General features: G+C 72.4%; 19 protein-coding genes and 2 pseudogenes. 7 read left to right on the top strand and 14 right to left on the bottom strand.

All coding sequences use genetic code 11. The features are described from left to right. Positions 1-3: 3 nt before the first annotated feature. From ACFWR9_RS33850 to ACFWR9_RS33840, 3 genes are read right to left on the bottom strand one after another with little or no spacing between them, the layout of a single operon-like run. Entirely contained in the window at positions 4-597 is a 594-nt protein-coding gene (locus tag ACFWR9_RS33850; RefSeq protein ID WP_383848964.1) for a TetR/AcrR family transcriptional regulator, read from the bottom strand. 35 nt (positions 598-632) lie between these two features. Continuing rightward, positions 633-2,303, bottom strand: coding sequence for a class I adenylate-forming enzyme family protein (locus ACFWR9_RS33845; protein WP_383848961.1), 1,671 nt, complete (start codon positions 2,301-2,303; stop codon positions 633-635). After that, positions 2,300-3,070: an SDR family oxidoreductase gene (locus ACFWR9_RS33840; protein WP_383848960.1), complete on the bottom strand. Its 771-nt coding sequence runs from the start codon at positions 3,068-3,070 to the stop codon at positions 2,300-2,302. Before ACFWR9_RS33840 ends, ACFWR9_RS33845 begins: the two co-directional genes overlap by 4 nt. 172 nt (positions 3,071-3,242) lie before the next feature. Here ACFWR9_RS33840 and ACFWR9_RS33835 point away from each other — a divergent pair, with 172 nt between their 5' ends. Then, positions 3,243-4,499: an exo-beta-N-acetylmuramidase NamZ domain-containing protein gene (locus ACFWR9_RS33835; RefSeq protein WP_383848957.1), complete on the top strand. Its 1,257-nt coding sequence runs from the start codon at positions 3,243-3,245 to the stop codon at positions 4,497-4,499. Between the two features lie 16 nt (positions 4,500-4,515). Here ACFWR9_RS33835 and ACFWR9_RS33830 read toward each other — a convergent pair. The 3 genes and pseudogenes from ACFWR9_RS33830 to ACFWR9_RS33820 all read right to left on the bottom strand — a co-directional run. Beyond that, positions 4,516-5,016, bottom strand: a pseudogene (locus tag ACFWR9_RS33830) (penicillin acylase family protein); the annotation flags it as partial. Positions 5,017-5,088: 72 nt separating this feature from the next. Next, entirely contained in the window at positions 5,089-6,516 is a 1,428-nt protein-coding gene (locus ACFWR9_RS33825) for a recombinase family protein (RefSeq protein WP_383848954.1), read from the bottom strand. Between the two features lie 155 nt (positions 6,517-6,671). After that, positions 6,672-7,073 (bottom strand): annotated as a pseudogene (locus ACFWR9_RS33820) (penicillin acylase family protein); the annotation flags it as partial. A 222-nt stretch (positions 7,074-7,295) separates the two neighbouring features. On the opposite strand from ACFWR9_RS33820, the gene ACFWR9_RS33815 reads away from it, so the two are divergent. Together ACFWR9_RS33815 and ACFWR9_RS33810 are read left to right on the top strand one after the other, a co-directional pair. Then, positions 7,296-7,901 (top strand): hypothetical protein, encoded by a 606-nt coding sequence (locus ACFWR9_RS33815; RefSeq protein ID WP_383848951.1) that lies wholly within the window; start codon positions 7,296-7,298, stop codon positions 7,899-7,901. An 89-nt stretch (positions 7,902-7,990) separates the two neighbouring features. After that, positions 7,991-8,728: a 3-keto-5-aminohexanoate cleavage protein gene (locus ACFWR9_RS33810; RefSeq protein ID WP_383848949.1), complete on the top strand. Its 738-nt coding sequence runs from the start codon at positions 7,991-7,993 to the stop codon at positions 8,726-8,728. Positions 8,729-9,471: 743 nt separating this feature from the next. Here ACFWR9_RS33810 and soxR read toward each other — a convergent pair. Beyond that, positions 9,472-9,975, bottom strand: a complete 504-nt coding sequence (soxR, locus tag ACFWR9_RS33805) for a redox-sensitive transcriptional activator SoxR (protein ID WP_383848947.1) — start codon at positions 9,973-9,975, stop codon at positions 9,472-9,474. Between the two features lie 112 nt (positions 9,976-10,087). Here soxR and ACFWR9_RS33800 point away from each other — a divergent pair, with 112 nt between their 5' ends. After that, positions 10,088-10,549 carry a MaoC family dehydratase gene (locus ACFWR9_RS33800; RefSeq protein ID WP_383848944.1) on the top strand — a complete coding sequence of 154 codons (462 nt, stop codon included), beginning with the start codon at positions 10,088-10,090 and terminating at the stop codon, positions 10,547-10,549. Here the strand turns inward: ACFWR9_RS33800 and ACFWR9_RS33795 are convergent. The 3 genes from ACFWR9_RS33795 to ACFWR9_RS33785 form a co-directional block, all read right to left on the bottom strand. Then, the gene (locus ACFWR9_RS33795) at positions 10,540-11,199 is read right to left on the bottom strand and encodes a TetR family transcriptional regulator (RefSeq protein WP_383848942.1); all 660 of its coding nucleotides are present in this window, start codon (positions 11,197-11,199) and stop codon (positions 10,540-10,542) included. The genes ACFWR9_RS33800 and ACFWR9_RS33795 overlap by 10 nt on opposite strands. A 60-nt stretch (positions 11,200-11,259) precedes the next feature. After that, positions 11,260-11,574, bottom strand: coding sequence for a YiaA/YiaB family inner membrane protein (locus ACFWR9_RS33790; protein WP_383848939.1), 315 nt, complete (start codon positions 11,572-11,574; stop codon positions 11,260-11,262). A 76-nt stretch (positions 11,575-11,650) separates the two neighbouring features. Further along, positions 11,651-12,802 (bottom strand): acyl-CoA dehydrogenase family protein, encoded by a 1,152-nt coding sequence (locus ACFWR9_RS33785; protein ID WP_383848936.1) that lies wholly within the window; start codon positions 12,800-12,802, stop codon positions 11,651-11,653. An 89-nt stretch (positions 12,803-12,891) separates the two neighbouring features. Between ACFWR9_RS33785 and ACFWR9_RS33780 the strand changes: the two genes are divergently transcribed. The 3 genes from ACFWR9_RS33780 (at position 12,892) to ACFWR9_RS33770 (ending at position 15,332) form a co-directional block, all read left to right on the top strand. Then, a complete protein-coding gene (locus ACFWR9_RS33780) occupies positions 12,892-13,533 on the top strand; it encodes a TetR/AcrR family transcriptional regulator (protein ID WP_383848933.1) in 642 nt (213 codons plus the stop codon). A gap of 46 nt (positions 13,534-13,579) precedes the next feature. Continuing rightward, a complete protein-coding gene (locus ACFWR9_RS33775) occupies positions 13,580-14,293 on the top strand; it encodes an ArsR/SmtB family transcription factor (RefSeq protein ID WP_383848932.1) in 714 nt (237 codons plus the stop codon). Between the two features lie 70 nt (positions 14,294-14,363). Beyond that, entirely contained in the window at positions 14,364-15,332 is a 969-nt protein-coding gene (locus tag ACFWR9_RS33770) for a DMT family transporter (RefSeq protein WP_383848929.1), read from the top strand. Here ACFWR9_RS33770 and ACFWR9_RS33765 read toward each other — a convergent pair. The 4 genes from ACFWR9_RS33765 to ACFWR9_RS33750 form a co-directional block, all read right to left on the bottom strand. Continuing rightward, complete coding sequence (locus ACFWR9_RS33765; RefSeq protein WP_383848927.1) at positions 15,324-16,649, bottom strand: MFS transporter; 1,326 nt, start codon at positions 16,647-16,649, stop codon at positions 15,324-15,326. The two genes, ACFWR9_RS33770 and ACFWR9_RS33765, sit on opposite strands and share 9 nt — an antisense overlap. A gap of 268 nt (positions 16,650-16,917) precedes the next feature. Beyond that, a complete protein-coding gene (locus ACFWR9_RS33760; RefSeq protein ID WP_383848924.1) occupies positions 16,918-18,015 on the bottom strand; it encodes a Zn-dependent alcohol dehydrogenase in 1,098 nt (365 codons plus the stop codon). A 22-nt stretch (positions 18,016-18,037) separates the two neighbouring features. Then, positions 18,038-19,426, bottom strand: coding sequence for an aldehyde dehydrogenase family protein (locus tag ACFWR9_RS33755; RefSeq protein WP_383848922.1), 1,389 nt, complete (start codon positions 19,424-19,426; stop codon positions 18,038-18,040). A 121-nt stretch (positions 19,427-19,547) separates the two neighbouring features. Continuing rightward, complete coding sequence (locus ACFWR9_RS33750; RefSeq protein WP_383848920.1) at positions 19,548-20,894, bottom strand: ABC transporter ATP-binding protein; 1,347 nt, start codon at positions 20,892-20,894, stop codon at positions 19,548-19,550. Between the last annotated feature and the right edge of the window lie 74 nt (positions 20,895-20,968).

Raw genomic sequence — 20,968 nt, 5'->3', positions numbered from 1 at the left:
ACCTCACGGCCGCAGTGCCCGCAGCAGCAGGTCGGCGAGGTGATCGGCGACCTCCTGCGGGCCCAGCGGGCCGTCGGGGCGGTACCAGGTGGACAGGTGGTGGACGGAACCGAAGTGGTAGTCCACCACCAGGTCGGCCGGGGTCTCCTTGGTGAAGACCCCGGACCGCTGGCCCTCCTCGATGAGCGCGCGGAAGCGCTCGTGGTAGCGCCGCCGCTCGGCCCGCACCTGCTTGTTCTTCTCGGGGCTCAGCTGGTGCATGGAGCGGAAGAAGATCGACGCGTCGTCGAGGTTGTCGATGGTGGTGACGACGACGTCGGCCGCCGCGTCCCGCACCCGCTTCTCGACCGGCTCGTCGGAGTCCGCGAAGGCGTCGAGCCGCTCCTGCTGGAGGCGCAGCACGCGCGCGTACACCTCGTGCAGGAGGTCGTCCTTGGAGCCGAAGTAGTGGTACAGGGCTCCCTTGGTGACGCCCGCCGCCTCCACGATCTCCTGTACCGAGGTGCGGTCGTAGCCCTGCTCCGCGAAGAGCCGGGTGGCGGCGGCCAGGAGCCGCTGCGGCACCGGAGTGCCGTCCCCGTCCGTGGTCCTGGGCACTGCCGTCACCTGCCTTTCCGTTCAACTGTCCGTCTTCACTGTCCGTCGTCGTGCCTACGGGAACGCAGTTCCCGACGGAGGATCTTCCCACTCGCCGTCTTCGGCAGGTCGGGCAGGATCTCCACCTGACGCGGGTATTTGTAGGCGGCCAGTCTCTCCTCGCAGTAGGCGGCGAGTGCGTCCGGGGCCGTGTCGGCGCCCGGACGGAGGCTGATGTACGCCTTGACCGTCTCTCCCCGGTACCCGTCGGGCACGCCGACGACGGCGGCCTCGCGCACCGCCGGATGGGTGTAGAGCACGTCCTCGACCTCGCGCGGCCAGACCTTGAACCCGGAGGCGTTGATCATGTCCTTCTTGCGGTCGACGACGTAGAGCCACCCCTGGGCGTCCATGAAGCCGATGTCGCCGGTGCGCAGCTCGCCGCCGGGGAAGGTCTCGGCGGTGGCGTCGGGGCGCCGCCAGTAGCCGGGGATGACCTGCGGCCCGCTGACGACGATCTCGCCCTGCTCCCCGAGGGGCACCTCGGCGCCCAGCTCGTCGACGACGCGGACGACGGTCTCGGGGCCCGGCACGCCGACCGCGAGGGTCCCGGAGCCGGGGTCCACCGGGGCCTCCAGGTGCGGCGGGACCGAGGCACACGGCGCGGTGCACTCGGTCAGCCCGTAGCCGTTGCGGATGTACGGCCCGAATCCCGCGCGGAACTTCTCCACCAGGGCCGGCGGCAGCGGGGCACCGCCCGAGGAGATGTTCGCGAAGGACGCGAAGTGCTCGCGGGTGACGGACGGGTGGGCGGCCAGCGCCATGAAGGCCGTGGACGGGCCGACCGTGTAGTGCGGCCGGTGCTCGGCGAACGCGTCCAGCACGACACCCGCCTCGAAGCGGTACGCCAGGACGAGCGTGCCCGCGCTGTTCAGGCAGGCGCCGAACTCGCAGACCATGCCGGTGATGTGGAACAGCGGCGCCAGCGCGAAGTAGACCGGCGCCTCGGGCAGGCCGAGCCCGGTGCGCTGGCGTTCCGCGTTGTACATGATGTTGCGGTGGGTGTTGGTGGCGCCCTTCGGTGTGCCGCTGGTGCCCGAGGTGTAGCTGATGAGCGCGGTGTCCTCCGGGGCCGGGTCGCGTCCCTCGGGTGCCGGGTGGCCGGCACGGGCCGCCGCCGTGAGGTCGTCGGCGTCGGAGGCGTCCGGCAGCCGCTCGAAGGTCAGCACGCGCGCGTCCCCGCGGGTCTGGAAGTCCAACTCACACCCCGTGAGCACGATCCGCACCGGCGAGCCGGCCGCCGTCTCGCGCAGGTACGACTCCCAGGCCCGGTCGGAGCAGACCAGCGCGGCCGGCTCGGCGTCCCGCAGGACATGGCCGACCTCCCCCGACTTGTACATCGGGTTGACCGGCACCACGACCGCGCCGGCCTTCCAGGCGCCCAGGACGGCGAGCACGAAGTGCGGGGAGTTCTGCAGCACGACCGCCACCCGGTCGCCGCGCTCCAGGCCGCGCGCGGCGAGGTGCCCGGCGACGGAGTCGCTCAGCCGGTCCACCTCGCGGTAGGTGAGGCGGCCGTCGAAGTAGGCGAGGAAGGCGCGGTCGGGTGTCTGGGCGGCGACCCGGCGCAGGGCGTGCACCAGGGAGGCGTCGGGGTCGAGCGGTGCCTTCTGGGCGTCGGTCAGCAGGTCGAGCCAGGGCTTGGCGGCGTAGGGGGAGCCGGTCACCGGGCGTTCCCCTCCTCCCACTGTCGCTGGAGCCGGTTCATGCCGTGCAGCCAGCGGTCGGGTTCGGCGGCGCGGGCCTGGTAGTACTCGGCGACCTCCGGGTGCGGCAGGATCAGGAAGCGGTCCTCCTCGATGCCCTTGAACAGGGCGTCGGCCACGTCCTGCGGCTCGATCGCGGTGGGCTGGAGCACCAGTTCGCCGGCGCTGCCGCTCGCGGTGAGCATGTCGGTGCGCACGCCCTGCGGGCAGATGGCGTGGACCTTGATCCCGCGGTGGCGGTACGTCAGGGACAGCCACTCGGCGAAGGCGTAGGCGCCGTGCTTGGTGACGCTGTAGGGGGCGGCGCCGATCATGGTGAGCAGTCCGGCGGCCGAGACGGTGGAGACGAAGCGGCCGCTGCCGCGCTCCAGCCAGTCCGGGACCAGTTCGTGGGCCGCGCGGACGTGGGCCATCACGTTGACGTCCCAGGCGAGCGCCCAGACGGCCTCCTCGGCCGCCTCCGTGCCTCCGGAGCCGACGCCCGCGTTGGCGCAGTACACGTCGACCGTGCCGCCCAGCGCCTCGCGCGCCTCGGTGACGATCGCCGAGGCGTCGCCGGGGACCGCGATCCCGCCGATCTCGTCGGCCACGGCCCTGGCCCGGTCGGCGTCGAGGTCGTTGACGACGACCCGGGCGCCCTCGGCGGCGAAGCGGCGGGCCAGCGCGGCCCCGATGCCGCCTCCTGCTCCGGTGACGACGACTCCGGCATCCTGCACGGCTTCCACCATCGGTCTCCTCCGACACGGCTCGGGCACTGCTGACTCCCTGTTGCAGCGCCAGACTAACCAGTCGGTATGTACGACGGAAGAGGCGAACCGCGGTCTACTCCATTCCGTGCGACCCAGGACGCGGGTTAGCGTGCGTGCGCATGACACCCGCCGCGATCACGGAGGTCACCGCATGACGCTGTCCAGACGGAACCTGCTCGCCACGACCGCCGCGGTGGCGGCCGGCACCACGGCCGCCGCCGCGGGCACGGCCCAGGCGGCGCCCGGGGGCCACGGCGGCCGCCGGCTGCGCACCGGCTTCGAGCGCCTCGCCGACGACGGCTACCAACTGCTCGACGGCCAGAAGGCCGGCGTGGTCACCAATCCGACCGGCATCACCCGGGACGTACGCCACATCGTCGACGTCATGCACGCCGACGACCGGGTGAACCTCACCGCCGTGTTCGGTCCCGAGCACGGATTCCGCGGCACCGCGCAGGCCGGCGGCTCCGAGGGCCGCTACGACGACCCCGCGACCGGGCTGCCGGTCTACGACACGTACCTCAAGAGCGGGCAGCCGCTCGCGGACATCTTCACGGCGTCCGGCGTGGACACCGTCGTCTTCGACATCCAGGACGCCGGCGCGCGCTTCTACACGTACATCTGGACGCTGTTCGACTGCATGGAGGCCGCCGGGCTCGCGGGGAAACGGTTCGTCGTCCTGGACCGGCCCAACCCGGTGACCGGGCGGGCGGCCCTCGGCCCGGTCCTGCACAAGGAGTTCGCGACCTTCGTCGGCCGGCAGCCGATCTCGCAGGCGCACGGCATGACGGTCGCCGAGCTGGCGCACCTCTTCAACCACGAGTTCCTGCCGTCGCCGGTGCCGCTGGAGACGGTGACGATGACGGGCTGGAGGCGCTCGGAGTTCTACGACGCCTCCGGGCTGCCGTGGGTGCCGCCGAGCCCGAACATGCCGACGCCGGAGACCGCCCTGGTCTACTCGGGCACCTGCCTGTTCGAGGGCACGAACCTGTCGGAGGGGCGCGGCACCACCCGCCCGTTCGAACTGCTCGGCGCCGAGGGCATCGACGGGAGCTGGGCCGCCGCCGTCAACGAGCTGGACCTGCCCGGCGTGCGCTTCCGGGAGGCGTACTTCGCGCCGACCTTCTCCAAGTTCCAGGGGAAGACCGTCGGGGGCGTCCAGCTCCATGTGCACGACCGGGACGCCTTCGACCCGGTGCGCACCGGAATCGCCCTCCTGGTGACCGCCAAACGGAGCTGGGACGGCTTCGCCTGGCGGTCGGACAACTGGATCGACAAGCTCACCGGCTCCACGCAGGTGCGCACGATGATCGACGCGGGCGCGGACACCGACGAGGTGGTGGACGGCTGGCAGCGGGAACTGGCGGCGTTCCGCAGGACCCGCCGCCAGTACCTGATCTACCGCTGAGCCGGCGACCGGCCGGTCACCGATGGGACATGAACTCCACGACCTGCTGGTAGGTCGGCCGGTTCTGCCAGCTGATGCCGCCGTGTCTGATGCCGCCCAGGGTGCGGTGGATGACCGAGTCGGCGCACCACTGGTCGCCCGCCGAGCAGTTGTCGTCACCGGGGTAGACCTGGGCGGCCGTGCGGCCCGACGCCTCCTTCAGGGTGGCGACCAGGGTGTCCCGGCAGGCGGCGAGGTCGCCGTCGCCGCAGTACTCCCGCGCGAGCGGTCCCTGGACGGACTCGCCGAGCACCGCCCGGATGTCCTTGTCGACATAGCTCCACCAGCCGTACTGGAAGGCGCTGCCGGCGTGGGCGCCGGTGGGGCCGTGGGCGGCGGACGGTGACTCGTCGACGGGCAGGCTGGCGGCGAAGGCGGTGTAGAGGTCGCTGCCGAGGCCGGGTTCGAACTCGGCCTTCACCAGGAGCGGCCACCAGGCGTCCAGGGTGCGGATCGCGTCGGCGTGGGCGTACGTCTTCCAGTCCGGTTCGGACACGGCTCCCGCATGATGAAGGCTCCCGCCCAGCAGGGGCGTTGAGAGTCGGCGGCCTCACGTCCAGACGGGTTCGATCAGGTCGGGGTTGAACTTCGGTCCCGCTCCCTTGCCGGCCGGATGGATGATCACGGCTTGCAGGGACTGCAGGACGCGCAGCTTCTGTCGTTCGATGGGCAGCGCATCGAAGGCGTCCCGGCTTGCGATGGAGATGACTTGGGCGGTGCGCTGGGCCGCCAGCGCCCGGCGCTGTTCAGTCAGGAGCTTGTCCCGCTTGGCCTCCAGCACGGGCATGAACTGGATGACCGTGGAAATGCTGATCTGGTCAGCATCCTTGGCCTGCTTCAGCTCCGCAATCTCAGCCAGGACCTTGGCCAGCTGGGCTTCACCGTCCCAGGCCGGCGTGCTGACCGCCGCCTTGCCTTTCATCCTCTCCTCGTCGGCGAGGATGAGATCGATGATCAGCTCGTCCACTGGTTCTGCCTTGCGAGCCACGCCGCCGCATCCGCCCTTCTCCTGATGGCAGCAGTAGGCCGGGATGCGGTTGCCCTTCCGGTCCTTGCGGTACTGACCACGCATGGGGGAACCGCACTTGCCGCACCGGGCGATGCCGGACAGCAGGTACGAAGCGTTGCTGGGCACGTGCCGCATCGAGCGGCCCACCAGAGTGGCGGTGACCTCCTCCAGCCTTTCAGGGCTGCACAGGGCCTCCCAGGCCCCTTTGACGGGCGCCCCGTTCACGTCGCGGAGGACTTCGCCGCGGTACACCTTGATGCCAGCCACGGCGGGGTTGGAGAGCATGCGGGTCACGGTGGAGTGCTGCAGGCCCTCCTTCTTCCCGAAGCGCTTGCCGCTGCGGGACTTGGGAATGACGTCCCGCGCCAGCCAGTCGTCCCGGATGTCGGAGATCTTGTCTCCGGCGAGGATGCGCTCATGGGCCTTGTTGATCTCTTTCTTTGCCGTGGGGTCTGCCGTCTCCCCGTCCGGCAGCCAGCCGAAGGGGACTCGTCCGCCGTGGACCAGCTTGACGTCCTTGGTCGCCAGCTCCTTCTGCTTGCGCTTGACGCGCCGGGCCGTGTCGGCGCTGGCCTTGTTGGCGAAGGCGACAAGTACCCGGGCCATGGTGCGACCGTCGGATGTCATCAGGTTGATGTCGCCCTGCAGGCTGGCGAAGATCAGGCCCGGGTGGCGGTCATAGATCTCGATCGTCCGCTCCAGCTCCCGCGGTTGGCGGGTGAAGCGGTCAAGGTCGTAGACGACGATGCCCTTGATGATCCCGGCGTCGAGATCCTTCAGCATCTGCTCGAAGTCGGGGCGGACGACGTCCGGCTTGTAGGCCGACAGGTCGTTGTCCTCGTACTGCACCGGCTCCCAGCGACGGAGCCGGGCCAGGTTCAGGCAGTCCTCGCGCTGCCTGGCCACGCCCTTGGCGTCCCCCGCCATGTCCTCGGAGATCCGGTAGTAAGTCCCGACGGGAACAGGCACGTCAACCCCCTTGTCCGCGTAGGACGAGAGAGTATCACTGATCTGCTTTGAGGGTTCCAGGATATGTAGTAGTCATGGCCCATGGAGCAGGGGCGGACGGACGCCGGTGTGCACCAGGCCGTGTTGGCGGCCGGGCCGCAGCTCCGCCACCCTCGTACGCCGGCCCGGCCCACACCGCAGAAGGTGTTGATCCTGTCGTTGGTGAGGCCGGAGTAGCCGGTGGCGAGGTTCGCGTAGCGGCCGAGCTGGTCCTCGGCGTGCGCGGGCTGGGTGCCGAAGGCCTGGTTGAGAAGGATCTGGGCGAGGGTGGCGTTGCCGTTCTGACCGGGCGGCAGGATGTCGGAACACTGGCCGCCGCGGTGATCGTTCGCCGCGGCTTGGCCGGCCGGTTGGGCGGTCTTGTCCGAGGCGGGAGCCGTTCCGGCGGCCATCGCCGGGGAAAGCGGCGACAAGAGGCCGGCTGTGAGGACGCATACGGAAGCGCCCTTCAGGAACCCGTGGAGGCCGCGGGGAGTTCTCAGTCTGTCGAGGGCGTCGCGTGGGGTGCGTCGTGGCATGGCAGCTCCTCCCGGCGGGGGTGTGGCGGGACGTTACCGCCGGTATCCCCGAGTTGGAAGATGAACATGCGTCACTTTTTTCCAGTGGGTGGATCGGCTGATGGGGGGCATCGGAAATCGGATGGAGCCGAATCGGTTGTCGATACGTCTATTCGGCGACGTCCGTACGACGACGCCGAAGTGACCCGAGTACAGGTGCAGGTGTGACGGAGGTGCAGGGCGATGGCCGGTTTCCGAAGTCTGGCGAGACAGGTCCGCGATCCACGGTGCGACCTGGCGCTGCGGCGTTATTCGCTGCGCAAGTGCCTTGAACGATTTGCCCCTTATGGGCACAGGGCTACCTGGGACCATCTCTGCTCCAGGGCAGGGTTCGGTCCCGAGGACCGCTCCCCGGACCCGGCGCGGCTCGTGGCCGCACTGGAGGAACTGGAGGAGGCGCGTTCCGTGTGGCTGGCCTATGAGGTCGAGTTCGCCGAGCGGCGCAGGAAGGAGAAGCACGACGGGCTGCGCAGGCCGGGCAGCGTGGACGACTGGCACCGGCTGACCTGGGGCGGTTTCGGTGTCGCCTGGTGCGACGATCCCCGGGTGCATCCCGACTGGCCGCTGGCGGACGTACTGCGCCGGCTGATCTCGGCGCTGGAGCGGGAACCGGGCTCCGTCTGCCCGGTGTGCGACGGGGAACGCCTCGTCTGGACCTACGACCTGGACCACGAACCCTCGACGGGGCCCGTCTGCGCGGAGTGCGGGATCCTCGTACCGCGGCCGGTCCTCACCCCCGACGCGCTCGCGGAGGCCCGGCGGGGGCGACGGCTGCTGATGTCGGCGTAGCCGGACTCGCGGGGGTGTGCAGGGGATGCCGCGCCCCCGACGACCGGCGGCCGACGGGTGTTGTCAGTGGGGCCCGGCACCATGGGGGGATGGTGCAACTGTGTGCGAACGGGGGCCGCGATGCCGCCGACGGGGCGGTGGTGCCGCTGTCGCCGGAGGCGCTCGCGGACTCCGTGGCGGGAGCGGTCGCCGCCGGGGCGACGGATGTCCACGTCCACCCGAAGACACCCTGTGGCCGGGACACGTTGTCGCCGCGCGTGCTCGCGGCGACGCTTGGGGCGGTGCGCGCGCGGGTGCCGGCCTCGGTCCCGGTCGGCGTCACGACGGGCGCCTGGGCGGAGCCCGACCCTGCCGCCCGGGTGGCGCGGATACGGAGTTGGACGGTGCTGCCCGACCACGCGTCGGTCAACTGGCACGAGCCGGGCGCCGAGGAGACCGCGGCCGCGCTGATGGAGCGCGGGGTGGGCGTGGAGGCCGGCGTCTGGTCCGGCACGGACGGGGCGGCGCGCTTCCTGTGCTCACCGCTGGGACCGAGGGTGCTGCGGGTACTGGCGGAGGTCACGGACACCGGCCCGGCGCCCGCGCGTGACGCGGCGCGGGCCCTGCTGTCCACCCTCGGCACGGCCCACGGCCGCCCCGTCCTGCTGCACGGCGAGGACGCCGGCACCTGGCCGGTACTGCGCCTGGCCGGCCGCCTGGGCCTGCCGACCCGGATCGGCCTGGAGGACACCCTGCTCCTGCCGGACGGCGGCCGGGCCGCCTCCAACGCCGAACTGGTGACGGCGGGACTGGAGGAGTGGGCCTCGGCGCGGCGGGGCGGGGTGTGACACCACGCCGGGCCATCGGCGATGCGGCCGATCGCTCACGCGGATCAGCACCTCCGGGCGAGGGACGCCCCAGCCGCCGAAGCCGGGCCGCTGGACCGACCCCGCGGCCGGCCACGAGTGGCGCGCGCGTCGAGACGCGGCGTGCCACCGCGCCGGGCCACCGACGCCAGGCCGGCCCCACCCCCGCCGGAACGGCGAGATGACCCTCCGGCCCCGGACCCGACGGAACGCCCGGCGCACGCGGGTCGTCCGGGACCGGGCGTGCCACCGCGCCGGGCCACCGACGCCGGCGCCCACCCCCGCCGGAACGGCGAGATGACCCTCCGGCCCCGGACCCGACGGAACGCCCGGCGCACGCGGGTCGTCCGGGACCGGGCGTGCCACCGCGCCGGGCCACCGACGCCGGCGCCCACCCCCGCCGGAACGGCGAGATGACCCTCCGGCCCCGGACCCGACGGAACGCCCGGCCCACGCGGGCCGTCCGGGCCCAGGTGCGCCACCACGCCCGGCCACCAACGCCCGCGCCCGCCCCGCCGGAACGGCGAGATGACCTCCGGCCCCGGACCCGACGGAACGCCCGGCGCACGCGGGTCGTCCGGGACCGGGCGTGCCACCGCGCCGGGCCACCGACGCCGGCGCCCGCCCCCGTCGGGACGGCGAGGTGATCGTCCGGTCCCGGGGCCGGCAGAACGCCCCGCAGAAGCGGGCGTCAGGGCACGGGCGCGACGGCTGTCGGGGGCCGGTCAGTCACACTTCGCCGGGGCGCAGGTCCGGCGGGCCGGGTGCGGGGCCGTGCGTTCCACCAGGAGGCGGGAACCCGCTCGGGTTTCTCCGAACGCGTCGTCCGGGTTGGACAGGACGCAGGTGTCCAGGGACAGGCAGCCGCAGCCGATGCAGTCGGTGAGGTGGTCGCGCAACCGGTTGAGCTGCTTGATGCGCTCGTCCAGTTCGGAGCGCCAGGACGCGGAGAGCCGGGCCCAGTCGTCCCGGGTGGGGGTGCGGCCCTCGGGCAGCTCCGAGAGCGCCTCGTGGATCGTGGCGAGGGGGATGCCGACCCGCTGGGCCGCCCGGACGAAGGCGACCCGGCGCAGCGCGTCACGGCTGAAGCGGCGCTGGTTGCCCGAGGTGCGGCGACTGCTGATCAGGCCCTTGGACTCGTAGAAGTGCAGGGCGGAGACGGCGGCGCCACTGCGGGCGGCAAGCTGGCCGACGGTGAGCTCGTGAATCTTCTCGGGAATCTGAGGCACCTCTCGAACCCTACCCACCCGCCCACTCACCCGTCCGGTCCGTTGACAGGGGCTTCCCGGGCGACCATGCTAAGCAGTCGCTTAGAGTCGCGTCACACGGGAGGCCGGGAGCATGGCAGAGCCGAGGATCTTCACATCCGTCGACGAGGTGAAGGCGGCGGTGGGCGAGCAGCTGGGGCACACCGACTGGCTGGAGGTCGACCAGAAGCGGATCGACCTGTTCGCCGAGGCCACCGGCGACCACCAGTGGATCCACGTGGACCCGGAGAAGGCCGCCGCGGGCCCGTTCGGCACCACCATCGCGCACGGCTATCTGACCCTGTCGCTGCTCCCGCTGTTCGGGCCGCAGCTGATCAGGGTCGAGGGCGTGCAGATGGGCGTCAACTACGGCACCAACAAGGTCCGTTTCCCCGCCCCCGTCCCGGTCGGCTCGCGCCTGCGCGCCACGGCGACGATCACCGGCGTCGAGGACGTCACGGGCGGGATCCAGGTGTCCGTCGCCTTCACGGTGGAACGCGAGGGCGGCGACAAGCCGGTCTGCGTCGCCGAGTCCGTCTCGCGCTACTACGTCTGAGCCGAGCCGGACCGAGCGGAGCCGGACGCCCCGGCCCCGACCATCCGCAGCACGAGGCCGGCGTAGAGCGCGCCGACCTCGTCGGGCGTCCGGGCGCCGTTCACGTTGAACCAGCGGGCCACGTCGATGCAGAGCGACAGCACGGCGAGCGTGGTGCCCTGCACGTCCGGCACGTCGAACTCGCCCGACGCCACCCCGTCCTCGATGATTCCGCGCACCTCGGCGTCGCACTGCCGGCGCAGCGCGACGATCTCGGCGCGGGCGTCCGGCCCGAGCGCGTCCAGCTCGTACTGCACGACGCGCGCGGTGGTGCGCCGGCCCGCGTGCCAGCGTACGAATGAGCTGACCGCGTCGGCGAGCCGCTCCGCCGCGCTCCCCTCCCCCTCGGCCGCCGTGCGCAGAATGGCCAGCGCCCGGTCGTGACCGATGCGGCTGATGCGGTGCAGCAGCTCTTCCTTGGTCTTGTAGTGGATGTAGAGCGCGGCCGGGCTCATGCCGGCCCGTCCGGCGATGTCGCGGGTCGTGGTCGCGTGGTACCCGCGTTCGGCGAACGCCTCCACGGCGGCGACCAGGAGCCGCCGGGCCGCGTCAGGCGTGACCTCTTCCCACGGCTCGATGTCGCCGCCCGTCGTCTCGGCCGCCGTACTCATCGCTTGTTCGCCCCTCTCGGTGACAGGAGCACCACCATACCGCCGAAAATGAGCGGGCGCTTAGGCGCGCTGCCCCGCGGAGGTGCCGCCGGGCTTGTGGAACGGGTCGTGCTCGACAAGGATCTTGTCCAGTCGCGCCTGGTCCACGCGGCTCACGATCTGCCCCACCTCCTGACGGTCCCGGATGATCTTGGCCAGCGTGAAGGCCGAGGTGACGAGGTACAGGACGGCGATGGCCAGGAAGGCACGCACCCAGGCGTCGGCCTGGAGCTGGTAGATGCCGATGGCGGTGGCGGCCATGGCGACCGCGAACGACGCGACGGCCTGCCCGTAGAAGGCCGCCGTGTTCTGCTGCTTGACCGCTGTGTCACTCATGGACACAAGGATCGGCGGATGCGGTCCGGGCCACATCCGCCGCCGTACTCAGTCGAGGTACTCAGAAACCCGGCACTCAGAAGGCCGAAACCCCCGTCAGCGCCCGCCCGATGACCAGTTTCTGGATCTGGCTGGTGCCCTCGTACAGGGTCATCACGCGGGCGTCGCGCAGCAGTTTGCCGGCCGGGTACTCGTCGATGTAGCCGTAGCCGCCGAAGACCTGGAGGGCGTTGTTGGCGGCGCGGACGGCCGCCTCCGAGGCGAACAGCTTGGCCTTGGAGGACTCGACGGTGAAGGGCTGCCCGCGGTCGATCAGGTCGGCCACCCGCCAGGTCAGCAGCCGGGCCGCGTCCACGTCGAGGGCGATGTCGCTGATCAGCTCCTGCACCAGCTGGTGGTGGGCGATGGTCTTCCCGAACTGCTCGCGCTCACCGGCGTACCGCACGGCCGCGTCCAGCGCGGCCTGGGCTATGCCGACGCAGCCGGCCGCGACCGACATCCGCCCCTTGGCGAGCGCGGACATGGCGACCGAGAAGCCCTTGCCCTCGGGAGCGAGCATCGCGGAGGCCGGGACCCGGACGTCCTCCAGGACCAGTTCGGCGGTGGCCTGACCGCGCAGCCCGAGCTTGCCGTGGATGGTGCGCCGGGTCAGGCCGGGGGTGTCGGTGGGGACCAGGAAGGCGGAGACGCCCTTGTGTCCGGGAGCGTCGGTGGAGCGGGCGAAGAGCAGGACGACGTCGGCCCAGGTGCCGTTGGTGATGAACATCTTGGTGCCGTTGACGACGTAGTCGTCGCCGTCGCGGACCGCGCGGGTGGCGAGGTTCCCCGCGTCCGATCCGGTGCCGGGTTCGGTGAGGCCGAAGCAGCCGACGTAGGCGCCGGAGGTGAGCCCCGGCAGCCAGCGCCGCTTCTGTTCCTCGTCGCCCCAGGCGGCGATCGTCTTGGCGACCAGGCCGAGGGAGACGGACACGATGCCGCGCACGGAGCTGTCGCCGCGCCCCAGCTCCTCCGTCACCAGGCAGTACGCGAGATGGTCGCCGCCGGAGCCGCCGTACTCCTCGTCGATCGTGAGCCCGAGGAAGCCGACCTCGCCGAGCTTCTTCACGAGGGAGCGGTCCACCTCCTCGGCGCGGTCCCAGGCGACGACGTGCGGGGCGATCTCGCGCTCCACGAAGTCCCGCGCGAGCCGCCGCACGGCGCTCTGCTCCTCGCTGAGCTCCAGATTCATGCCGAGTCACCCCACAGAAGACGGTCCTTGAACGGCGTACTTTTAAATTAGCAGTGCTAGTTAAAAGCCGCAGCCCTACTATGTGCGCCATGGCCCGACCGCGCAAGCCCCTGCTCAGCACCGACCGGATCATCGAGAAAGCCCGCGCGCTGGTGGACGCGGAGGGCCTCGCGGCCGTCTCCACCCGCCGGCTCGCCGCGGAGCTGGGCGTCAGCGGGCCCTCGCTCTACAACCATTTCCGCACCAAGGACGAGATCCTGGAGGCCGTCGCCGACTCGGTGAGCGCGCAGGTAGACCTGTCGATGTTCGAGGACGGCCGGGAGTGGCGGACCGCGCTGCACGACTGGGCCGTCTCCTACCGGGCGGCGCTGCGCGACCACCCCAACGTCGTCCCGGTGCTGGCGCACGGTCCCGGCCGCCGTCCGGCCGGGCTGCACCTCGCGGACGCCGTCTACGGCGCGATGGTCGCGGCCGGCTGGCCCCCGGCCCAGGCCACGTCCATCGGCGCGCTGATGCGGTACTTCATCATGGGCTCCGCGCTCGGTTCCTTCGCCGGTGGCTTCGTCGACGACGCCGGCGCCTACGACCCCGCCGCCTACCCGCACCTCCAGCAGGCCCACCTCCTGGCCGAGCAGCAGGAGAAGATCGACGAGCGGGCCTTCGAGACCGGGCTGACGGCCCTGCTGGACGGACTGACGCAGCAGTACGCGCAGGTGGCGCGGGGCGTCTGAGGACACTTCGGCGCCCGCCGAACCGTGCGTGGCGCATCCTGGACGCATGACCGAGAGGGATGCCGAGGCGCCCGGCCTCGCGAGGCTGGCCGGGCTGATCGCGGACGAGACGCGCGCCGCCTGTCTGCTGGCGCTGCTGGACGGACGGGCGTGGACCGCCGGTGAGCTGGCCCGGCACGCGGGCGTCGCCGCGTCCACGGCGAGCGAGCACCTGGGCAAGCTGGTCGCGGGCGGGCTGCTCACCGAGGAGCGCCAGGGGCGGCACCGGTACGTCCGGCTGGCCGACGAGCGGGTCGCGCAACTGGTCGAGGACCTGACGGCGCAGGTCGCGCCGCAGGCCGCCGCGCGGCGTCCGCGCACCCTGCGGGCGTCGAGCGCCGGGTCGGCGATGGCCCGGGGGCGCACCTGCTACGACCATCTCGCCGGGCGGCTCGGCATCGCGGTGACCGACGCCCTCACCGGGCGCGGGCTGCTGCGCCAGGACACCGGCTTCGCGCTCACGGACGCGGGGCTCGGCTGGTTCGACGCGGCCGGGATTCCGCTGACGCCCACGGGCCGCCGTCCGTTGGCGCGGGCATGTCTCGACTGGACCGAACGCCGACCACATCTCGCGGGCGTGGCGGGCGCGGCCCTGTGCCGGCACGCCCTGGACACCGGCTGGTGCCTGCGCATCGGCTCGGAGCGGGCGGTGAAGGTCACGCCGACGGGCGAGGCCGCGCTGTCCGAGCTGCTGGGCATCGATCCGGTGGCGCTGCGCTGAGCCGCGCGGCACCGCCTCCCCGTCCGAAATCCGCGAGCCCACGAGGCCGTCGCGCCCTAACGTCTGGAGCATGATGAGCACCGCCCGCACGTCCCCCTCCGCCCCCTCCCGCCGTCCGCAGCTGCTCGCGGCCGGCGCGGCCACCGTGACCGTCGTCCTGTGGGCCTCCGCCTTCGTCTCCATCCGCAGCGCCGGCGAGGCGTACTCGCCGGGTGCGCTGGCCCTCGGGCGGCTGCTGGCCGGCGTCGTGACGCTCGGGGTGATCTGCCTGGTGCGCCGGGAAGGGCTGCCGCCGCGGCCGGCCTGGCGGGGGATCGCGATATCGGGGCTGCTGTGGTTCGGCTTCTACATGGTGGTCCTGAACTGGGGCGAGCAGCAGGTGGACGCCGGTACGGCCGCGCTCGTGGTGAACGTCGGGCCGATCCTCATCGCGCTGCTCGGCGCCCGCCTCCTCGGGGACACGCTGCCGCCGCGGCTGGTGGCGGGGATGGCGGTGTCGTTCGCCGGTGCGGTGACCGTGGGCCTGTCGATGTCCGGCGAGGGCGGTTCCTCGCTGTTCGGAGTGGTGCTGTGTCTGCTGGCCGCGGTGGCGTACGCGGGCGGGGTGGTCGCGCAGAAGCCCGCGCTGGGGCATGCGAGCGCGCTCCAGGTGACGACGTTCGGCTGCCTGGTCGGTGCGGTGCTCTGCCTGCCGTTCACGGGGCAGCTGGTGCACGAGGCGGTCGACGCTCCCGTCTCCGCGACGCTGAACATGGTGTACCTGGGCGTGTTCCCGACCGCGCTGGCGTTCACGACCTGGGCGTACGCGCTGGCCCGGACGACCGCCGGTCGCATGGGCGCCACCACGTACGCCGTGCCCGCCCTGGTGGTCCTGATGTCGTGGCTGGCGCTCGGTGAGGTGCCGGGGCTGCTCACTCTGGCGGGCGGCGCGCTGTGCCTGGCGGGTGTGGCGGTGTCGCGGTCCCGGAAGCGGGCGCGGGCCGCGGCCCCGGACGAGATGGTGGGGTCGCGGCCCGAGAACGCCTCGCGGTCAGCGTGAACGCGACCTGTCGGCCAGCACCTTGATGGACACCAGGGCGATCACCGAGAGGGCGATGATGTAGGCGGAGACGGCCATCGAGGTACCCGTCGCCTCCAGGAGCAGCACCATGACGAAGGGCGCGAGCCCTCCCCCGCCGACGGCGGCGATCTGGTAGCCGAGGGAGGCGCCGGTGTAGCGCATCTCCGGCGTGAACAGCTCGGCGAAGAGGGCGGCCTGGGGGCCGTACATGATGCTGAGGAAGCAGCTGGCGACGAAGGTGCCGACCGCCAGCCACAGCAGTGAGCCGGTGTCGATGAGCAGGAACAGCGGGACGGCCCACACGGCGATCCCGACCGCGCCGACGGTGTAGACCCTGATGCGGCCGAACTTGTCGGACAGGGCGGCGGCGCCCGGGATGAGCACCAGCTGGGTGAGGCTGACGCAGAGCGAGACGGCGAGCACCGCGCCGTGTTCCATGTCCAGTTCGCGCGTCGTGTAGTCGAGGACGCCGGTGATGATGATGTAGAACGTCGCGGTGTTCACGGCGAAGGAGCCGCCGGCCAGCAGGACCGTGCCGAGGTGATCGCGCATGATCGTGCGCAGCGGGGAGGACTGCTCGCCCTCCTCCTTCTCGGCCAGCGCCCGCTCGGCCTCCCGGAACTCCGGGGTCTCCTCGACGCGGGTGTGGATGTACCAGGCCAGCCCGAGCACGAGCAGGCCCACCACGAACGGCACCCGCCAGCCCCAGGACTCGAAGGCCGACTCGGAGGTGAACGCGCCGGCCAGCAGGAAGACCGTGTTGGCGGTGACCACGCCGATGGGGACGCCGAGCTGGACGACGCTGCCGTAGATGCCGCGCTTGCCCTCGGGGGCGTACTCGGTGGCCAGCAGCATCGCGCCGCCCCACTGGGCGCCGACGGCCACGCCCTGGGCGATGCGCAGCAGGACGAGCAGGATCGGGGCGGCGACGCCGATCGTCTCGTACGTGGGCAGCAGGCCGATGCCCGTGGTGGCCACGCCCATCAGGGTGAGCGCGAGGACCAGCATCGGCTTGCGGCCCTTCTTGTCGCCGAGCTGGCCGGCGACGATGCCGCCGATCGGGCGGGCGAGGAAGCCGACGGCGAAGGTGGCGAAGGCGGCCAGGACGCCGGCGGTGGAGCTGCCGGCCGGGAAGTACAGGTCGCCCAGGACGAGGGCGGCGGCGATGCCGAAGACGAAGTAGTCGTACCACTCGACGGCCGACGCGAGGGCCGCGGCGGTGGCGACGCGGCGGCGGTTGGGGGCGGGGGCCTCGGCGGTGGCGGCCAGGGGCTGAGCGGAGGGGGTGGTGTCCATACGGGCACGCTCCGGTGAGTGCGGAGGGGAGTGGGGCGTGGGGGAACGCAGGGGAGGAAGGGGCGGGGAGGGGACGTTGGGGAAACGTTTCGGGGAACGTACTGACCGGACGGTATGCGGTCAACAGTCGCGCGGATGTTTGTCGCACCGCGATCGTGTCGCTACGCACGGACGCGCGGCGCGCGCGGGCACACGGACCGGGGCGCCGGGCGAACCCGGCACCCTCGTGCCCGCGCGGCCTGCCGCGGCGGCCCCGAAGCGCGGCGGCCTAGAACACCACCAGCGCCCGCCCGCCCTTGCCCGCCAGCATGTTCTCGAAGGCCGCCGGGATGCCGTCCAGCGCGATGCGTTCGGTGACCAGGGCGCCGAGGTCGAGGCGTCCGGCCCGGACGTGTCCGGCCAGGACGGGGAGGTCACGGGCCGGGTCGGCGTTGCCGTAGACGCAGCCGGACAGGGTGCGGCCCCAGTGGAAGATCTCCAGGGCGTTGAAGGTGACCTGCTGGTCCTTGCCGCCGATGCCGACGACCGTGGTGCGGCCGCCGCGCCGGGTGGATTCCCAGGCGGTGCGGATGGTGGTCGCCCGGCCGACGCACTCGACGGCGACGTCGACGCCCTGCTTGCCGGTGAGGGCGCGGATCTCGCGGGCGGTGGTGTCGGAGGCGATCAGGTAGTCGGTGGCGCCGGCCGCGCGGGCCAGCTCCTCCTTCTCGGGGGACACGTCGACGGCGACGATCTTCGACGCGCCCGCGATCCGGGCCGACTGGAGGGTGGCGAGGCCCACTCCCCCGGCGCCGAAGACCGCGACCGTCTCGCCCTCGCGGACCTTCGCCGAGTGGTGGACGGCGCCGTAGCCGGTGAGGACGGCGCAGCCGAGCAGCGCCGCGTCGGTGAGCGGGATGCCGTCCGGGGCGGGCAGCACGCAGCCGGCGTCCACCACCGTCTCCTCGGCGAACGCGGCGACGTTCAGGCCGGGGTGCAGGTCGGTGCCGTCGTCGGCGCGGCGGGCGTGCACGTGCGCGGCGCCGGCCAGGGCGTTCGCGCACAGCCAGACCTCGCCGAGCGCGCAGGCGTGGCAGGCGCCGCAGGACGGGGCCCAGTTGAGGACCACGGCGTCGCCCGGCGCGACGTGGGTGACGGCCTCGCCGACGGACAGGACGGTGCCGGCGCCCTCGTGGCCGAGGACCGCGGGGAGCGGCACGCGCATGGTGCCGTTGGACAGGGACAGGTCGGAGTGGCAGACCCCGGCGGCGGCGAGCCGCACCCGCACCTGGCCGGGGCCCGGTGCGGGGAGTTCGATCCCGGTGACCTCCAGCGGGGCGCCTACGGCGGGTACGACGGCGGCTCGGACAGCGGAACGGACGGCCATGGCGTGGGCAACTCCCCTGGGGCTAGAACTGGAGGGATTTGGTCTGGAGGTACTCGGTGAGGCCGTGCGCGCCCAGTTCGCGGCCCACGCCCGACTGCTTGTAGCCGCCGAAGGGCGCCAGCGGGTTGAACCGTCCGCCGTTGATGTCGACCTGCCCGGTGTCCATCCGGCGCGCGAAGGCGACGGCCTCGGCCTCGTCCCCGGCCCAGACGGCGCCGGCGAGGCCGTACACCGTGCCGTTGGCGATGCGCAGGGCGTCCTCCTCGTCCTCGTACCGCAGGACGGACAGGACGGGGCCGAAGATCTCCTCCTGGGCGACCGTCATGTCCTCGGTGACGTCGGCGAGGACCGTCGGGCTGACGAAGTAGCCCTGCTCGTGCGGGGCCTCGGGGCCGCCCGCGACGATCCGGGCGCCCTCGGTGACGCCCTTCTCGATGTAACCGCGCACGCGTTCCCGCTGCTTGGCGTTGACGACCGGGCCGATCCGGTCGCCGTACTTCGCGGCGGCCTCGGCGGCCAGCCGCACCGCCTCGTCGTACTGGTCGCGGTGGACGAGCATGCGGGTCCAGGCGCTGCATGTCTGGCCGGAGTTGGACATGACGTTGGCGACGCCGACGTTGACGGCCTTGGCCAGGTCGGCGCTGGGCAGGATGACGTTGGCGGACTTGCCGCCGAGTTCGAGGGCGACGTTCTTGACGGCGGCGCCGGCGAGGGCGCCGATCCGCCGGCCCACCGCCGTCGAGCCGGTGAAGGAGACCAGGTCGACGCCGGGGTGCTCGGCGAGGGCCTGGCCGGCGACCGGGCCGACGCCGGTGACCAGGTTGAAGACGCCCGCGGGGATGCCCGCCTCGTGCGCCGCCTCGGCGAAGAGCTGCGCGGTGAGCGGGGTGTCCTCGGCGGGCTTCAGCACGATCGTGCAGCCGGCCGCGAGCGCCGGGGCGACCTTGGCGACGATCTGGTGCAGCGGGTAGTTCCAGGGGGTGATGGCGCCGACCACGCCGACCGGCTCGTGGTGGACGACGGAGTTGCCGACCTTCTCCTCGAAGGCGTACGTCGCCGCAAGCTCGGCGTAGGAGCCCGCGACCGCGATCGGGGCGGCGGCGTGCACGGCCTGCGAGAACTTCAGCGGCGAGCCGAGCTCGGCGGTGACCGTCTCGGCGACCTCGTCCTTGCGGGCGACCAGCACGTCCCGCAGCGCGGCCAGGCGCGCGGCCCGCTCGGCGGGCGGGGTGGCGGCCCAGCCCGGCAGTGCGGCGCGGGCCGCCCGTACGGCGGTGTCGACGTCCAGGGCGGTGCCGGCGGGGACCGTGCCGATCACCCGCTCGTCGACCGGGTTCACGACGTCGATCGTGTCCCGGCCGTCGGCGGACCGCCAGGCCCCGTCGATGTACATGCCGTCGTGTGCCTTCATCGGGTTCCCTCCGGGCGGGCTTTGTCGTCCGGCCCCAAACTAGCGCCGATAGTTTTACGGCACCAGGGGCTCCCCCGATGGTGGCGCGGCTCACCCTCTCCGGGGACCCGGTCCGGCGGGTTCACTCCTCCAGGTCCGGCAGCCGCGCGGGGGCGGGGCAGATGCGGTCGCCGTGCTGGTCGAAGACGAACAGGTGGTCGAGGTCGACGAGCAGCGGGACCTGCATGCCGTGGCGCAGGTCGATGTCGGGGGTGGTCCGGACGATCAGGTCGCCGGGGAGGCGGCCGTCGGGGGCGGTGACGGCGGGTCCCCGCTCCCGCGCTTCCTCCGCTTCGTCCATGACCGCCAGCTGCCCGGCGCGCAGGGCTCCCGCCCGTTCCCTCAGCCGGTCCAGGACGGTGCCGTCGCGGCGGCGGCGCCGGACGGGCCGGGTGGCGAGCCGCGGGGCTTCCAGGTCGGGCACGACGGCGGGCCGCGAACCGGTGTTGAGGTGGACGAGGATCTCGTGGCCCTGGAACTCGACGTGCTCCACCAGGCCGGTGAGCAGCACCTCGCCGGGGCGGGCGGACGAGGGCTTCGCGATCCGGACGGCCTCCGAACGCAGGCCCACGATCACCTCCCGGCCCTGCTGGACGCGGAGCAACTGGTGGTCCAGGCAGAGCGGTTCGGGCAGGCGCAGGAACTGCTTGCCCAGACTGATCGTCATCGCGCCGTCCAGCGGGGCGCGTACGAGGCCGCGCAGCAGGTTGATGCGCGGGATGCCGATGAAGGCGGCGACGAAGACGTTGCGGGGCAGGGCGTACACGGCGCGCGGGGTGTCCACCTGCTGGAGCACGCCGCCGCGCAGGACCGCGACCCGGTCACCGAGGGACATGGCCTCGGACTGGTCGTGGGTGACGTAGATCGTGGTGACGCCCAGTTCCCGGGTCAGCCTGGTGATCTCGGCGCGCAGGTGGTTGCGGAGCTTGGCGTCCAGGTTGGACAGCGGCTCGTCCATCAGGAAGGCGGTGGGGTGGCGGGCGATGGCCCGGCCCATGGCGACGCGCTGGCGTTCGCCGCCGGAGAGCTGGGCGGGGAGGCGGTCGAGGAGGTCCTCGATGCCCAGCATGCGGGCGGTGGCGTCCACGCGGGGTCCGGGGTCGGTCTGGGGGTCCTCGACGCGCAGCGGGAAGCCGATGTTCCCGCGGGTCGTCATGTTGGGGTACAGGGCGAAGTTCTGGAAGACCATCGCCATCCGCCGCTCGGCGGGGAGCAGGTCGTTGGCGTAGGCGCCGTCCAGCAGCACCTCGCCCTCGGTGACCTCCTCCAGGCCGGCGATCATGCGCAGCACGGTCGACTTGCCGCAGCCGGAGGGGCCGAGCAGGACGAGGAACTCGCCCGGCGCGATGTCCAGCGACAGCCGGTCCACCACGCGGACGCCTCGCGCGAAGGTCTTGCTCACGTCGTGCAGGGAGATGGCGCGTGTCATGGAGGTGCCCCCGGGGGCTCACTGGGCGCTGGTGCTCCGCGGTCGGACGCCCTCGTGCGGGTCGTACGGGGCGT

This window comes from Streptomyces sp. NPDC058534, from assembly GCF_042717365.1.
Taxonomy (GTDB): domain Bacteria; phylum Actinomycetota; class Actinomycetes; order Streptomycetales; family Streptomycetaceae; genus Streptomyces.
This window is presented reverse-complemented; position numbering and strand designations above follow the sequence as displayed.